The sequence below is a fragment of the Desulfovibrio biadhensis genome (assembly GCF_055388615.1).
The window spans coordinates 4,243,039-4,258,656 of the sequence record NZ_AP042477.1 but is presented as its reverse complement, the minus strand read 5'-3'; the positions used below and the strand labels follow the sequence as shown (position 1 = coordinate 4,258,656).

The window sequence follows — 15,618 nt, the reverse complement described above, 5'->3', positions numbered from 1 at the left end:
CCGAGCAGAGGTGAAGTTACACCTTATCAAATCTCTTCATTTGATGCACTGCACTCCATATGCTCCTGAATCACCCCATAATATCCAGGCAGCACCGCATCCAGGCGTTTTTTACCAGCAGGCGTGAGGCTGAACAGCTTTGACCGGTTGTCTCCCTGATGTGGTGCGCTCTGCACCAGGCCATCACTGACCAATGACTTCAAGGTATTCGAAATCACCGGTTTGGAAACATCCAGGCGTTGCCCCAGTTCGCTTGCTGTGAGGGCAGATGTGTCCGGCTCTCGATCAATGACGATGAGCAGCAAAAAACGTGTCTGCGAGAGACCATGCCCCGCAAAATAGGACTCCAGCTTACGCAGCAGACTGCTGGCGGATCGGAGCATGGTCAAAGCCTTCTCAATGCAGGGAACATCCATTGCCGGATAACGACGGCCATAGGTTTCCAGAATTTCCCGCGTAGGGAGCTCCTTCAAAAAGAACACACTACCCTCCAAGTTGGTCGACCAGCCACGACGTGTCGACCGTTTTCCCGAAATGGTGCGCAACATGCGTAGTGAAATATTCGCGTTGTTCTGGGGCAAACACCCCACACGCATCCGCCGGCACCACAACATTGTATCCCATGTCATGTGCTTCACGCATACTGGACTCAACGCACACATGCAGGGCAAACCCCAACATAATCAATGTAGAGCGCCCCGTATTACGTAAATAAGGATCCAGGGTTGCATTCTTGAGCACACTGGCGCCCGACCGCCCCTGCACCACATACTCGCCAGGACGAGGGGTAAATGGCTCCGCAAAAGCCACACCACTCCCCGTCCAGGTTTTTGCCCTTGGTATTGCGCCGCGCAGACCATATACATCTGCTCCTTTATTGAAAAGAAGGTATTCCGGGTCTTGCCGTAAATCCAGGCCTGCATGAACAACGCACCACCCGTGTTCTCTGGCCGTTTCCATGATTTGTGCTGCATTGGCTACTGCAGCGTTGAAGTCTGCATCATTCTTGACCAACACACGTCTGAGCGTGCCGTTCGGCTCCAACCATTCGTTCTGGAATTCAATGAAAACAATGGCTGTCTCCTCATTGCGCAGCATGTTTTGCCCTCCAAATCATCATGCAGACTGTTCAGCCTTTTCTTGTTGTTCAATTTCATCGATGGCAAACAAGGTATTCAGCGCTGCGGGGAACCCTGCGTATACTGAAAGCTGCATGGCCACCTCTTTCAATGCATCAAAGGAAATACCTACATTGCGTGACGCTTTTACATGCACTTTCAATTGCGGTGCGGCGTTGCCCATGGCTCCCAATGCTGCAACCGTAATCAGCTCCCGCTCACGCAGATTCAGGCCGGGACGTGCATAAATGTCACCGAATGGATACTCTACAAGATAACGCGCAAAATCCGGCGACATTTTGGCAACCCTGGCGACAACCTCTTCCCCAGCCTGGCCGTCAATGGTTTCAAGATTTTTGAGTCCTTCTTGGTACCGTTCCATACTGCTTCCTCCTATTTTAGTTAGCATACTAACAAAACAATTAGTATGCTAACTAATTTAGTCAAGCATTATGGATGGCGAATCCCCAAAATACTTCTTAACCATCTTATTTACTGAACAAAAAAATATTTTTTAGATCTCTTGACGTAATCATTTGCTGCTTTACATAAGCATCAGGAGAACAACAAAAGAATCAAACAAAGGAGGGAGTTATGGACATTGCCAAGCTCAATCCCTGGAATTGGTTCAAAAAGGAAGATGAGCAGGAAAAGGCATTGCCGGTGAAGCGTAGAGACACGCAAGAGTATGCCGCAAACCACCCATTATTGTCGCTGCATAATGAAATCGACAGGATATTTGATGCAACGTTGCGTGATTTCGGCATGCAGCGCTGGCCCCTGAGGGAAACAGAGGGCCCTTCTCTTTTTAAGCCAAAGGTGGACATTGCAGGAAGTGACAAGGAGTATTCCATCACAGCCGAACTGCCCGGTATCGAAGAAAAGGATATCACGCTTGAGTTGCAGGGTGACGCACTGGTCATCAAGGCGGAGAAACGACAGGAAACAAAGAAAGAAGATAAAGGCTACTATCGCGTGGAGCGCAGTTACGGCTCGTTCCAACGTGTGCTGGCAGTGCCGGAGGATGCGGATACAGAACAAATCAAAGCCAAATATGACAAGGGTGTCCTCCATGTAACGCTGCCCCGCAAGGAGACTGTGGAAAGCAGCGCTAAGCGGATTGCAATCGAATAAGCACATATTGCATCGGGGGAGTCACTTTGGGCTCCCCCTTTCAGCAGATAAAACCAAAAAACGCGCCCCAGTATTTACTGGAGCGCGTAATCTAGTGTTTTAGCATGATAGAACTCAGGCTCTGGTGTTGACGATATGCCCTCCACCTGTGGTGGTCAAAAAACCACCGCCAACAGTAACCAGATTGCCGGCAGGCGCGGTGATCAATTCTCCGGCGCCATCAATGACAACATGTCCCGCAGGGCCAGGAGTCACTTGCCCAGCAGGCGTAGCCGTCACTTGTCCAGAGGGCGCAGGTGTTATGTGCCCCCCCGAGACAGGGGTGGTGTGGCCAGGAGGCCCGGGGATGGTTTCACCTGGAGGAAACGCTATGTTGCCGTAATAACTCATGTCGTCCAACGTTCCTGAGTGTTACTGCAGTTAGTTCTTACCTATTATATATACGCCCTGCCCTTCTTTTGGCAAGGGTATATGGACTGCTTCAGGCGTGTTTCTGCGCAGCTGGCAGTGTGAATACAAAACGGGCGCCATCTCCATCTTCAGGGCGCTCCAGACCAATTGTGCCTCCAAAACGCTCCACAAGGTGCTTGCAAATGGCCAGCCCAAGACCGGCGCTACCTTCCTTGCTCGTTTGATTTTCTGCCGAGCGATAAAAGCGCTCAAAGACACGATCCTTGTGTTCCTTGGAGACTCCAGGACCATGGTCGCGTACGGAAATCCGGACCTGATTCCCTTCACGCGTTGCAGCGATATCAATGGTTTGCCCTTGTGGGCCAAACTTCAGTGCGTTCTCCAACAGATTGCGGAAGATATTCTCGACCGCTCCCTCTTCTGCCAAAACAGGCATTTCCGAAAGGGGCGTATCATACACAACCTTCACCTCCTTGCCCTGCAGCAAGGGGTCGAGGGTGGCAAGGGCCTGATCCAGAGCAGCTTGTGGATTCACAACCACGGAACTGTCAGTACGGAGCTTGTGCTCTGCCTTAGAGAGTTCAATGAGTCTGAGCACCATATCCTGCATGTGCTCCGCATTTCGCAGAATGGTGGAAAGAAACTGTTTGCGTGAGGCGAACTGATCGTCCTCTGCCGTTTCTGGCATGTCCAGCAGCGTCTCGGCATAGCCACGAATGCTGGTGATGGGGGTGCGCAACTCATGGGACACATTCGCGACAAAGTCACGGCGCATTTCTTCCAGACGACGCTGTTCGGTAACATCCCGCAGCACCAGCATAAGCCTGACGCCATCAGGAATAGCAAAGCGTTCCAGACGGATGTCGAAATGCCGCCCGTCCTTGTCAATATAGCGTACAATTTCACCTGATTCGGTCTCGCCTTTTTCTTCCATCAGCCGCGTGATGGAAGCGTGCAATTCAGGCTCGCCAAAGAGTTCCAGAGGCCAGCGACCACTTGCGGTTGCCAGTTCGGGGTGCATGTCCAGAGCGGCCTTGTTCCAGGACTCGATGCGCCCACTTCCATCCAGAACGACAACGCCGTCTGACATGGCGTCGAATACAGTTTCAAGCCGCTTCTTGCCTTCTTCCAGATCGTGCACCGTGATGCGGATGTTCTCCGCCATGGTGTTCAAGGATTGCACTAATGGTTTGAACTCGCGCCCCGGGTAATAGCGAATTTTCTTGAAGGCATCGCCCTTGCCAATGGCGGCGGCGGAAGCGGAAAGCTCCCTGATGGAGCGGGTCAGCGCACGTGAAAGAAAAAGAGCGAAAACCATGGCTGCACCGAGGGTCGCAAGAAAAATCCAGCCCAATGGAGTAGCTACGCGATCATACTGGGCATGCATGGCTGAAAGTTTTACAGCCAGTCGCAGCATGCCTGCAGGCACACCGGAGTCAGCCGCCATGGGGCGGGCAATGTACATTAGCTCCTGCTTGATGGTTGCGGAGCGGCGAATATCCAGCCCCTCGCCTTCTTCCTTGGCCTGCAACACTTCGGGGCGGGTTGAATGGTCTTCCAGGCTTGGCAACAAATCATACTTTACCTCGGAATCAGCAATGACATCTCCCCCCACAATGTAGGTGATACGCGCGTCCATACGTGAGCCAAGCGCATCAAGCCAGGCGTCAAAAGCGGCCATATCCTCAAAGGGGCGATGCTCGTGGATCAACCACTCCACCAGCTCAAGATTTTCCTCGGCATTCTGGGTGGCTTCTTCCTGTAGACCAGCCCGCAGGGAATGGCGAATAGCGAAAAAGGCCGTAAGCAGTGCCAGAAGCAGCAAGCAGATGCATCCAAGGCTGATTCTGGCCTGAAACGATAACGGTCTCATTTAATACTCCTTTTTACAAAAAAGACGTTACACTTATACCAACATGATAGTGCATACTAGAATTTAATTTTGACAGTCAGGTTACAACGTCATAAAAATGTCAAAATTTATTGCCTATGCCAATTTTTGGCAAGCGCTCCAAAAGCGCAAAACCCTGGAACCGCGTCAAAAGGGTCTTTTTGATAATGACTGTCTTCGACGTATTTCTTGTTTTGTCTGTTCTTGCCGGCGTGCTCATGGCCTTCAATCTTGGGGCCAATGATGTAGCCAACTCCATGGCTTCCGCCGTGGGCGCCAAAGCAATCACTGTCCGCCAGGCCGTCATCATTGCGGCAGTATTGAATTTTATCGGCGCCACGGTTCTTGGAGCACATGTTACCTCAACCATTAGCAAAGGCATCATCAACCCAGCACTGATTTCCGATCCCAAAATCATGATGATCGGAATGTTCTCCGCACTTCTTTCAGCGGGATTATGGGTGCTTGCCGCAACGCTCACGTCATTGCCCGTTTCGTCTACCCATTCCATTGTGGGCAGCATTCTCGGGTTCGGGTTCGTCGCCGGAGGGCCGGATGTCGTTCAGTGGTGGAAGCTCTTCGGAATTGTCATGTCCTGGATTGTATCACCTTTTTTTGGAGGATTCATCTCCTACGTGGTGTTCACACAGATTCGAAAACGCATTCTGTTTGGCACCGACCTGCTAGGTCAGACACGACGATGGGCTCCTTTCTGGATAATGGTGACAGTGGCGCTGGTGGTCTTTTCTTTCTTTTACAAGACCCCCCTCGGGAAAAGCATCCCGCTTCACTGGACCATGAAGCTTGCCCTGGCGATTGGCCTATGCATGCTCGCATTCCTACTGGGGCGCATGCTTGTCAACAAATTGCTGGCTCCCCTGGGTAATATGGCTGAAAGCGTGGAGAGTATTTTCCGCAAAATGCAGGTCGGCACCTCCTGCTACGTGGCGCTTTCTCAGGGAGCAAACGATGTTGCCAATGCCATTGGTCCCGTAGCAGCAGTATACATGATTGCCAGGGGAAGCGGATTCGGCGCAACCGCAGACATCCCCTTTTGGCTGATGGGTCTTGGTGGACTGGGAATCGCCGTAGGCATCGCACTTTTGGGCTATAAAGTGATGGTTACGGTGGGACAAAGGATTACCGCGCTGAATAACACTCGCGGCTTTGCAGTGGATTTCGGCGCGGCGACAACTGTTCTGGTTGCGTCCAACATGGGGCTCCCCGTCTCTACAACACACGCGGCAGTAGGTTCCGTGGTGGGCGTAGGGCTGGCGCGTGGTTTCCAAGCAGTGGATATGCGAGTTCTGGGCAAAATCGTGATCTACTGGGTGGTAACTGTGCCAGTGGCCGCCTTTACCAGTATCATTATTTTTCAACTCTTGCGCTGGTTCGCAATCTAGATTTCCAGGGGAATACGCAAACTCCCCATGGAGGAATTCATTATGATGAGAATACCTTTTTTCGGACTGTTGGCCCCCAAGACACATTGGGAAAAGTTGCTTGCTCATTACGACAAAATCATCGAAGGCATGAAGCTGATCGAAGACGCCCTCGAATGCTATATCCACCAAGGAGGGGAGTGCCCCGGATTTCAGGACCTTTCCGAGCAGGTAAACCTGGTGGAAGCCGAAGCGGACAAGATCAAACGCAACATACGCAACCACTTGCCACGGGGACTGTTCATGGCCGTGGACCGGGTTCTGTTTTTCAACTATACTCGCAGCCAGGACAATATCCTGGACGACGGCCAGGAAGCCCTTAACTGGCTGGTGATGCGAACCATAGAAATTCCTGAGAATCTGCAGGCCCGGCTTTCAGAGTTGCTTGCCGAAGTGCAACAAACGGTTGCCTATTTGAAACCCGCCCTGGATTCCACAATCAAACTGCTCCAGGGAGATCACTATGACCGCCAGGCCACAAAGGATACTTGCCGCGTGGTCAGAGGACAACACGAGCTGGTGGTAAAACTACAGGCCGCGGTCATAAACGAAATCTACAACTCGGACATGGATTTTAAGGACATTTTCCAACTTGTCAGGTTTTGCGAAAAACTCCATGGCATGAGCCATAACGCCGAGGGTTGCGTTGACCTGCTGCGAGCCATGATTGCCCGCTAAACAACATCCTTTCGGCCGCCCCTGTATTCCTTGTGAGGAGGAGCCTGGTGTTCGGAGGAAGAACCCCTTCCTTCTGGAGAGACGAACACGAGGAAGCAGGCAAGTGAATGCAGGGGCGGTCGTTTTCTTTTTCCTTATCCCCATCTTCTCTCAGGCACGGAGTTTACAATAGCCCGTGACGACGTATATTAAATAGATTGATCGCCATACAGTGCGTTTGTTCTGTTTATACTCGCCGTGCACAGCCGGTGAAACCGTCGTAGCATTTTCAGGAGCGAACTATGCCAAGACGCCACATAGCCCAGGTGATCTGCCTGGTGTTTCTGCTGGCTCTGACCAGCACCCCCTGGTCGCCCAGCATCGCAACTGCTGCCGAAAATATGGCTGACTTGCCCGAACTTGCAGAGTTGGCCGAAACGGCTGGACCTGCAGTGGTCAACATCAGCACTGAAACCACAATTTCTCCTAAAGAGGAAATGCGTGACTTTTTCAAATTCCACCCCCGTGGGGAGCAGTTTGAAGATTTTTTCGATCAGTTCGACAAATTCTTTGATGCCCCTGATAGCGAGCGCAAACAACAGTCCACGGGATCCGGTTTCATCATTTCTGCTGACGGACTGATTGTGACCAACAACCACGTTGTTGGCGACGCCGACAAGGTGATGGTGAACCTGAAAGGCCACGGCAAAAAACACGAATCCTATAAAGCTGAAGTCATCGGCCGAGATGAGGAAACCGACCTGGCCCTGATCAAGATCGAAGTGCAAGGCGATCTGCCCTTTCTGGAGTTTGGCGACTCCGAGCACTTGCGGGTAGGAAACTGGGTCATGGCGATCGGCAACCCCTTTGGCCTGGACCATACCGTGACGGCAGGTATCGTCAGCGCTAAAAGCAGGATCATCGGCTCCGGCCCTTATGATGACTTCATCCAGACAGACGCCAGCATCAACCCGGGCAACTCCGGAGGACCACTTATCGACCTCAACGGCCAGGTCGTGGGCATCAATACCGCCATCATCGCTTCCGGACAGGGTATCGGCTTTGCCATCCCAAGCAGCCTGGCAAAGCGCATCATCACCCAACTCAAGGAAAACAAGAAAGTTACCCGAGGGTGGTTGGGTGTCAGCATTCAAGATGTTGATGAAAATACAGCCAAGGCACTGGGCCTGGACGAACCCAAAGGCGCTCTCGTATCCCAGACGTTTCCCGGCAATCCCGCGGAACAGGCTGGTGTCAAAGTAGGCGACGTTATCCTGGCCATAGGTGATACTCAGGTAAAAGATTCCAACGAATTACCGCGCGCCATTGCTGCGGTGCTGCCTGGCGATAAAACAGAAATAACCGTCTGGCGCAAGGGTAAGGAGAAAACCCTGCATGTGACGATGGCCGAACGTGATGCGGAAACCCTTGCCCAGGCAAGGGGCGACATGCCCGAAGAGGAAGCGCCCGAACAGGAAAAAAGCGCAGAATTGGGACTGACCCTGCGCCCGGTTGTTGAAAACGATCTGGAAGTCCTTGAAATGGACAAGGCCGAAGGATTGCTCGTCATAGAAATCTCTCCTGCCTCCAAAGCGGACGAGGGCGGCATTCAACTCGGCGATGTCATTCTTGAAGCGAACCAGGAAGAGATCAATACCGTTGACACCTTCAATTCCCTGATTGCCAAGGCGCAAAAGGACAAAGGCGTAGTCATGCTGCTCATCAAACGGCAAGGCAGAACCCTTTTCCGAACGATTCCACTTGACTAAATTGAAATAAAAAACGACCAGTGCTACCCCGAGGGGGCTGACTGAAACCATGTGGGGGAGGCATAGCTTCCCCCCTTTTTCTGATAAGGTCGAAAACCACCCCTGCCCTGGCAAACGCAGGACAGGCGCATCGAGAGGCTTTGTAATGGACGTTAAAGAGGTTCTCACCCCACGTGAAATAGTTGCAGAACTGGATAAATTCATCATAGGTCAGGAGCAGGCCAAACGCATGGTGGCAATCGCCATGCGCAACCGCTGGCGACGCCAACAGATAGACCCTGAACTACGCGAAGAAATCGCACCTAAAAATATCATCATGATTGGCCCTACCGGTGTAGGGAAGACAGAAATTGCCCGCCGCCTGTCAAAACTGGCAGGCTCCCCCTTCTCCAAGGTAGAGGCCACCAAATTTACCGAGGTTGGCTATGTAGGTCGCGATGTTGAATCCATGATTCGCGACCTGATGGAAATAGGGGTGAACATGGTCAAAAAAGAAGAAGCCGAACGTGTTCGAGAACGCGCTCAAACCCTTGCAGAAGATCGCATGCTGGACCTGCTGCTGCCCTCTTCCCGCAAGGAAGAACGCCGTGCGGGCTTTGGCGCGGACCCAACCCCGCCCTCCTCTGCAAATGTGGGAGCAATCCCCATGCCTGCCTCTCAAACGAATGAAGCCCCCTCCACAAATGAACAGGCCAGCAGCGCCGGAGCTTCCACCCGTGAAAAAATGCGGACAATGCTCCGTGATGGCAAACTGGACGACAGAGTCGTCGAAGTGGAAGTCAGCTCCTCTTCCCAGGTGGAGATAATGGCCATGCCCGGTATGGAAGATATGGAAATGCAATTCCGTGACATGTTTTCCCGTGTCTTTCCCAATAAGAAGAAAAAACGCTCCATGCGCGTCAAGGACGCCTACGAGCTTGTCATCCAGGAAGAAAGCGAACGTCTCGTGGATATGGACAAGGTCACAGAAATGGCCAAGGAACGCGTTGAGCAAAACGGTGTGGTTTTTGTCGACGAGATAGACAAGATTGTTTCCAAAAGCGATGGCGGCGGCAAAAGCGGCGACGTATCCCGCGAAGGCGTACAACGCGACCTGCTGCCAATTGTGGAAGGCTGCAGCGTGAATACGAAATACGGCATGATTCGCACAGACCATATTCTGTTCATCGCAGCCGGCGCATTCCATACGTCCAAACCCTCCGACCTGGCTCCGGAACTGCAGGGGCGCTTTCCCCTGCGTGTTGAACTTGATTCACTTGATCGATACGATTTCCTGCGCATCCTGACCGAGCCTAAAAACGCTTTGACGCTCCAGTATTCCGCGCTGCTTGAAACAGAGGGCGTTTCAATCGAATTCACACGAGGCGCCTTGGAAGAGATATCCGCCTTTGCTGAACAGACAAACCAAGAGACAGAAAATATTGGAGCGCGTCGTCTGTACACCATTATAGAACGGCTGCTGACCGATCTTTCTTTTGAGGCCCCCGAACGTAAGGGCGAAAGTGTTGTAATCGATAGTGAATACGTCAAGAATCAACTTGAAGATGTCATGGAAGACAGAGACCTCAGCCGCTACATCCTCTAACCAGGGGGTTGCAGACATGGAAAAAGGCAAACGCATAGCGCGGTTGCTGATGGAAGCCCTGCCTTTCATCAGAAACTTCCGCGGCCAAAGCGTTGTTATCAAATACGGCGGGCACGCCATGAAGGATGAAGAGCTCAAACGCGCCTTTGCCAAAAATGTGGTGTTGCTCAAGTATATTGGCGTTAACCCCATCATAGTACATGGCGGCGGCCCGCAGATCGGTAAAATGCTGGGCCAGTTGGGCATTGACAGCCATTTCCGCGAGGGCATGCGCGTTACGGATGAAGCCACCATGGATGTGGTGGAAATGGTCCTTGGCGGACGCGTGAACAAGGAGATCGTCAACCTCCTGAATCTGCATGGAGGGCGCGCCGTCGGTCTCTCAGGCAAAGACGGCTGGCTGATACGTGCGCGCAAGATGGAAATGTACGTAGACAAACACAACGCACCGCCCGAAATCATAGACCTGGGGCGCGTGGGTGAAGTCACTCACGTCGAAACAGCACTCATCCAATCACTGGAGCGGGAAAGCTTTATTCCGGTCATCGCCCCCATAGGCGTGGATGAAGACGGCGGAACATACAACATCAATGCCGACTCCGTAGCAGGAGCCATTGCCGCGGCTCTGCGCGCAAAACGTCTGATCCTGCTTACTGACGTACCAGGCATACTGGATAAAGAAGGCACTCTGGTTTCATCTTACACCCTGTCCGGGGCAGCCCTCGCCATTGGCGACGGCACCATACAGGGGGGCATGATCCCAAAAGTGAAATGCTGCCTCGAAGCCTTGGACGCTGGTGTGGAAAAGGCGCACATCATTGACGGCCGCATGGAGAACAGCCTCTTGCTCGAACTTTTCACCCAGGGCGGCACCGGCACCGAAATAGTGCGCATGAACTGACAGGCAGACGACCATAAATAAAAAAAACGCCGGAGCTTTACTCAAGCTCCGGCGTTTTCATTGCAATATCACTCACGCGACCAGGCAAACCTTGTCCTTGCCATCACGCTCTCGCAAATAGACATTGACGTGCTCTCCACGGTCAGTCTCCACTCGCTTGCCGACATAATCAGGCTGGATGGGCAGCTCGCGATGCCCTCTATCCACCAGAACAAGCAGTTCCACCAGGCGAGGACGACCAAAATCCAAAATCGCCTCAAGTGCAGCACGAATGGTTCGTCCAGTAAACAGAACGTCGTCGACCAGTAAAACCGCCTTGCCATCGATCTCAAACGGGATTTCAGTACGATTGATCATTGGTTGCACATCAGTACTGGTCCAGTCGTCACGGTACAAATTGATGTCCAAACGCCCCAGCGGCAAACTGCGGCCCACCCTGGCATCCAGAATTTTCTTCAATCGTTCGGCGATGTCCGCACCACGACGCTGGATACCAATGATCGCCAGGTTTTCGCAATTGGCGCGGTTCTCCATGACCTCGTCAGCAAGCCGCTCGAGGGTACTACCAATTTCAGGAGCAGTAAGAAGGTCCTTGCAGTCTTCCATAGTTCGAATCCAATACCACCATATGCAATGACTTTAAGCCATCAAGGCGGCGCTATGCGTTCATTTATGCAAAGGAAAAACTCTCCTATTCAAAAATACTTTATACAGCATGATCCATGAATTTGCAATCAACCCATCTTTCACACCATGATAAGAAGGGGAGAATTCCTCATAAGAGAAAACCGTGGTAGCAAACCGCCCTCTTCTATAGATACAAACAATAGGTATTTATCGACCATTGCAATTGACACAACAAAGAATGGTCCTTACCTGCATAAGAACGAAAAAAATCTGGAGGATATCCATGCTCGAAATGACTGACAATGCCCAGAAGGAACTGGATGCCTACTTTGCCGACAAGGAAAAATCTCCAATCCGCATTTTCCTCGCTCCCGGCGGTTGCTCCGGCCCCCGACTGGCCCTGGCTCTTGACGAGCCCAATGATAAAGACGACGTTTTTGAAAACAGCGGCTACACATTCTGTGTTGAAAAAGCACTGACCGCAGAAGCCAGCTTCATGAAGCTGGACATGACCCACATGGGTTTTACCGTTGATTCTGATCTGCCAATTCAAAGCGGGGGCGGTTGCTCTTGCTCTTCCGGATGTGACAGCGGTGGCTGCGGCTGTTAATAGCGCACACGACCTTCTGCTCCAAAGGCCCTCCCACTTTGCTACAAGGTCGGGAGGGCTTTTTTATTTCCAACTCAAGAAAATAGCACCAGACATGTTCCCAGAAGATTTGGAACTTCACGCACCACTTTTTCTTGTTTGCGTATTTCCATCAGATTATCATTTTTAATCACGCCAATAATTCTTCCTATATTTTAGTCTGTTTTCTCCTCGTTAGCAGGTGGTTAGAGGTCACAACAAAAACCCCCCTCAACCTGTAGGTATTTATAAATCTAGTATTATTGACATTCATCAATTGACAAGGCAACTAGTCACTCTTATTTACTGCCCTGAACGCAACCATTGGAGGATTTCATGCTTGAATTGACTGCAAACGCCCAGAAAGAACTGGACGCCTACTTCGCGGACAAGGAAAAGAGTCCTATCCGCATTTACCTCGCGCCAGGGGGCTGAGCTGGCCCGCGCCTGGCATTGGCTCTGGATGAGCCAAACGAGAATGACGATGTGTATGAAGAAGGTGGCTACTCTTTCTGTATTGAAAAGGCCCTGGCCAATCAGGTGAGCTACCTGAAGCTGGACATCTCCTACATGGGTTTCACCATTGACTCCGACCTCGTTATTCAAGGCGGCGGAGGATGTGGCTCCAGTTGCAGCACTGGATCTTGCGGCGGTTAGCCCTTGTAGTAATCAGAAAACGCAGGGCCCTTACCGGATTGCCGGAAAGGGCCTTTTTTTATACGCTCTTTAGTGTGCGCTTTTTTTCGCACCCTTTATCTCAATCGAAGGTTCTATCGTCTACGAGTGGTGCTCCCCCTTCAGGAAGCTCCTGCTCATTCTGCACAATTTCCAGTATAGGGCGCAGTTTCATTTTCTCCTGAAATGCAGTGACAAACCGTTCCTGCTCCAAGTCTCCCTGCAAAAGCAATTTGACGGTAATCCTATCCTTGCCCTCTGGATTGGCCACAACAATCTGCCATCGTTTAATTGCGGAAAACTCCTGAACGACTGCAGCGGCCTGCCCAGGATAGATGAACTGTCCCTTGACTTTGGCAGTGTCGTCCACTCGCCCCAATATACCCTGCAGTTTCGGAGCTGTCCGACCACAACTACATGGTGTGGCGCTTAAGCGGGACAAATCCCCTGTCGCCAGCCTTACAAGGGGGTAATCCAAAGTAAAAGGCGTAACCACCACCTCACCGATCTCCCCAACGGGGAGCGGTTCCTTTGTCTTGGGATCGACAATCTCCACCCAGCAACGCGAAGACAAATGCATGCCGCCAAGTTCTGGACACTCATAGGCAATACAGCCAACATCGGCCGTGCCGTATCCCTGGCGTACGAGTATGCCCAATTCCTGCTCAAGCTCATTGCGTAAACTTTCCGGCAGCCGCTCTGCCGCAACAAATGCCGCGCCAAGGGAAATTTCCTTTGCAATGTCCACTCCCATGGCTATGGCCTTGTCTTTGATGACTTTCAGGTAGCTGGCCATCCCCACAAAGCCAGTGACGGGGAGACGGCGCATGAGATCTATCTGTACCTCCGTGTTGCCCGGGCCGGCGGGTATTACGCCGCACCCCAACAGTCGCAAGGGTTCCTCAAGCATGAGACCCGCAGGCGTCAGGTGGTAGCTGAAGGTCATCTGCACGAGGTCGGCATTGCGAAACCCTGCGGCGAAAAACCCTTCGGCCCACCCCCAGTAGTCTTCCGCCCTGCCTTCTGGATCAAAAATAGGGCCAGGCGAAAGGTATACCCGGGAGAGATTTCCAACAGGGCAGGAAAGTAACGCTTCGAGACCGTCTTGTTGTTGCAGAGAAATGAGCTGTTTCTTACTGAAACAAGGAATTTTCGACCAATCATTGAGGGAGGTGATATGGCCAGGTGTGAGCCCGGCCTCCTGCATGCGTGCGCGAAAATGGACGCTGTTCTCCCAGACCGTATCCAGCACCTTGCGCAAAGCCTGCCAGGCCCGCTCTCTGCGGGCGACTTCGCCAAGACGCTCAAATTCACTGAACGTGCCAGTAGACCGAGATACCTGTGCCATAGCTTCCCCCTCGTGTGTGCTCGCAGCACCACAAATTTACAGGGGCATCATTTACCGGATGCGCCCCTTTTTTGGCTGGCGGATGCAGGTCGCTTCAAAAACTGTCGTGCTGACGCCTATATCCTTTTGCTGGATCCCTGCTCTTTTGGTTTGGTGTATTGTTTACGCCACTCGTCTAAAAACAGAATGGCTGTTTCCATTTCGCTGAGTGCGCCTTGCTGTTTTCTGAGCGCCCAGACCACATCATCAAAGGCAGCCGTATCCGGCAGGGCCAGGCGCTGCAAAAGGGTATTCAATTCGCCCTTAAACTCAGGAGGCAGCACATCCCCTGCAGACTGCCGCTCCTGTTTTGCAGGCCATCCGGGTATGCGTTCCTGCATAAAATCCAGCAATGTCTCCATGCGGTGCGCATAGGTATGCTCTGCCAAAACGCGTGCTCTGGCTTTTTCCGCCATTTGCTGGCGCTCTTCGGGGTGTGTCAGAAAATAATCTATGCGTTCCTCAAGTTCCGCCATATCCCCAAAAGTGGCTATTTCCTCGGAATCAAAGAGCTCCGGTAGCAAACCGCGCTTGTCCATCAGTTGAAACGCACCGCAACTGGCCAACTCGAAGGCTCGGGGATTCACAAAATCGCCCTCCGGCACCAAAACATCGCTTTGCACACTTGAATGCAAATTCAGGTTGACCTTTGCTGCGTTGAAAATCTTCACACATTCTTCCGGAGAAATGCGGGCGCCGTCACGTTGCAAACATCGCTTCAGTACGACTTCACCATCCCAATCGCTGCCCCACAGTTTGAAATCAAAATGCATGAGCTGGCGAAAAGCACGACGCCGGTTGGGATACCCGGCCCCCAAAAAGGAGACGTCCGAACCAAAGGTTTTACGTTCCATTGCGCCCAGATCCAAAGGGCGGTGAAAATTGGGATCCGCCGCCATGGGCAAATACAAGGCATTGGGTTGCCCGATCTTGTCCAACTCTTCGAGGAAAGGCGACTTCTGAATGACTGCAAAAACATCGTACAAAGGAGCGAAGGCCCGCCAATAGGTAAAAACGCGGTAATCCTCCACAAACCACATGGCAGTCTTCACACCTTCACGACGCAAACGCTGCAATGCCTGGCGGGAAAGCGGCGCTTGAGCAAGCGCAAGCACCAGGTCCGGAGCAAAGCTTTCCACTTTAGCCAAAACAGCCTGAGAAACAACCTGCAAAAAGCTGTTTTCCAGATACTCCAGCCTGTCGGATGCTACGCGCAATCCTTTCAACGCGCTGAATGCGCCATAAAACTCGGGCGCCTCAAAGGTCTCCACCAGATGCCCACTTTCTTGGAGCGCTGCGACGCAATATTGTCCAACAGGCAATGACCCGCCATACATGGGGAGCACCAGCAGCACACGCAGCGCCTGATCCATTTTCTCGACTCCTTCAGAGA

General features: G+C 52.2%; 16 protein-coding genes. 8 read left to right on the top strand and 8 right to left on the bottom strand.

Annotated features, from left to right (window positions below):
• Nucleotides 1-26 precede the first annotated feature (26 nt).
• The 3 genes from ACZ5EH_RS18465 to ACZ5EH_RS18455 are packed head-to-tail and all read right to left on the bottom strand — an operon-like array spanning nt 27 to nt 1,500.
• Nucleotides 27-482, bottom strand: a complete 456-nt coding sequence (locus tag ACZ5EH_RS18465; RefSeq protein ID WP_464275352.1) for a MarR family winged helix-turn-helix transcriptional regulator — start codon at nt 480-482, stop codon at nt 27-29.
• A 1-nt stretch (nt 483) separates the two neighbouring features.
• The gene (locus ACZ5EH_RS18460; protein WP_464275351.1) at nt 484-1,098 is read right to left on the bottom strand and encodes a cysteine hydrolase family protein; all 615 of its coding nucleotides are present in this window, start codon (nt 1,096-1,098) and stop codon (nt 484-486) included.
• An 18-nt stretch (nt 1,099-1,116) separates the two neighbouring features.
• A complete protein-coding gene (locus ACZ5EH_RS18455; protein WP_464275350.1) occupies nt 1,117-1,500 on the bottom strand; it encodes a carboxymuconolactone decarboxylase family protein in 384 nt (127 codons plus the stop codon).
• A 212-nt stretch (nt 1,501-1,712) separates the two neighbouring features.
• Here ACZ5EH_RS18455 and ACZ5EH_RS18450 point away from each other — a divergent pair, with 212 nt between their 5' ends.
• Entirely contained in the window at nt 1,713-2,252 is a 540-nt protein-coding gene (locus ACZ5EH_RS18450; protein ID WP_464275349.1) for an Hsp20/alpha crystallin family protein, read from the top strand.
• Between the two features lie 114 nt (nt 2,253-2,366).
• Here ACZ5EH_RS18450 and ACZ5EH_RS18445 read toward each other — a convergent pair whose 3' ends face one another.
• On the bottom strand, nt 2,367-2,642 hold the full coding sequence (locus tag ACZ5EH_RS18445; protein ID WP_464275348.1) for a hypothetical protein: 276 nt from the start codon (nt 2,640-2,642) through the stop codon (nt 2,367-2,369).
• Between the two features lie 91 nt (nt 2,643-2,733).
• Nucleotides 2,734-4,536, bottom strand: a complete 1,803-nt coding sequence (locus ACZ5EH_RS18440; RefSeq protein ID WP_464275347.1) for an ATP-binding protein — start codon at nt 4,534-4,536, stop codon at nt 2,734-2,736.
• Between the two features lie 185 nt (nt 4,537-4,721).
• On the opposite strand from ACZ5EH_RS18440, the gene ACZ5EH_RS18435 reads away from it, so the two are divergent.
• The 5 genes from ACZ5EH_RS18435 (at nt 4,722) to argB (ending at nt 10,908) form a co-directional block, all read left to right on the top strand.
• Nucleotides 4,722-5,957, top strand: coding sequence for an inorganic phosphate transporter (locus ACZ5EH_RS18435; RefSeq protein ID WP_464275346.1), 1,236 nt, complete (start codon nt 4,722-4,724; stop codon nt 5,955-5,957).
• Nucleotides 5,958-5,999: 42 nt separating this feature from the next.
• Nucleotides 6,000-6,674 (top strand): DUF47 domain-containing protein, encoded by a 675-nt coding sequence (locus tag ACZ5EH_RS18430; RefSeq protein WP_464275345.1) that lies wholly within the window; start codon nt 6,000-6,002, stop codon nt 6,672-6,674.
• A 281-nt stretch (nt 6,675-6,955) separates the two neighbouring features.
• The gene (locus ACZ5EH_RS18425; RefSeq protein WP_464275344.1) at nt 6,956-8,422 is read left to right on the top strand and encodes a Do family serine endopeptidase; all 1,467 of its coding nucleotides are present in this window, start codon (nt 6,956-6,958) and stop codon (nt 8,420-8,422) included.
• Between the two features lie 145 nt (nt 8,423-8,567).
• On the top strand, nt 8,568-10,007 hold the full coding sequence (gene hslU / locus ACZ5EH_RS18420; RefSeq protein WP_464275343.1) for an ATP-dependent protease ATPase subunit HslU: 1,440 nt from the start codon (nt 8,568-8,570) through the stop codon (nt 10,005-10,007).
• Between the two features lie 16 nt (nt 10,008-10,023).
• Nucleotides 10,024-10,908 (top strand): acetylglutamate kinase, encoded by an 885-nt coding sequence (argB, locus tag ACZ5EH_RS18415; RefSeq protein ID WP_464275342.1) that lies wholly within the window; start codon nt 10,024-10,026, stop codon nt 10,906-10,908.
• A gap of 72 nt (nt 10,909-10,980) precedes the next feature.
• On the opposite strand, the gene pyrR is transcribed toward argB, so the two are convergent.
• Nucleotides 10,981-11,514, bottom strand: coding sequence for a bifunctional pyr operon transcriptional regulator/uracil phosphoribosyltransferase PyrR (gene pyrR / locus ACZ5EH_RS18410; RefSeq protein ID WP_464275341.1), 534 nt, complete (start codon nt 11,512-11,514; stop codon nt 10,981-10,983).
• Nucleotides 11,515-11,818: 304 nt separating this feature from the next.
• Between pyrR and ACZ5EH_RS18405 the strand changes: the two genes are divergently transcribed.
• Together ACZ5EH_RS18405 and ACZ5EH_RS18400 are read left to right on the top strand one after the other, a co-directional pair.
• On the top strand, nt 11,819-12,145 hold the full coding sequence (locus tag ACZ5EH_RS18405) for an IscA/HesB family protein (protein WP_464275340.1): 327 nt from the start codon (nt 11,819-11,821) through the stop codon (nt 12,143-12,145).
• A gap of 354 nt (nt 12,146-12,499) precedes the next feature.
• On the top strand, nt 12,500-12,820 hold the full coding sequence (locus ACZ5EH_RS18400) for an IscA/HesB family protein (RefSeq protein ID WP_464275339.1): 321 nt from the start codon (nt 12,500-12,502) through the stop codon (nt 12,818-12,820).
• A 100-nt stretch (nt 12,821-12,920) separates the two neighbouring features.
• Here ACZ5EH_RS18400 and ACZ5EH_RS18395 read toward each other — a convergent pair whose 3' ends face one another.
• Together ACZ5EH_RS18395 and ACZ5EH_RS18390 are read right to left on the bottom strand one after the other, a co-directional pair.
• Nucleotides 12,921-14,186 carry a phenylacetate--CoA ligase family protein gene (locus ACZ5EH_RS18395; protein ID WP_464275338.1) on the bottom strand — a complete coding sequence of 422 codons (1,266 nt, stop codon included), beginning with the start codon at nt 14,184-14,186 and terminating at the stop codon, nt 12,921-12,923.
• Nucleotides 14,187-14,302: 116 nt separating this feature from the next.
• Complete coding sequence (locus ACZ5EH_RS18390; RefSeq protein ID WP_464275337.1) at nt 14,303-15,598, bottom strand: CgeB family protein; 1,296 nt, start codon at nt 15,596-15,598, stop codon at nt 14,303-14,305.
• Nucleotides 15,599-15,618 lie beyond the last annotated feature (20 nt).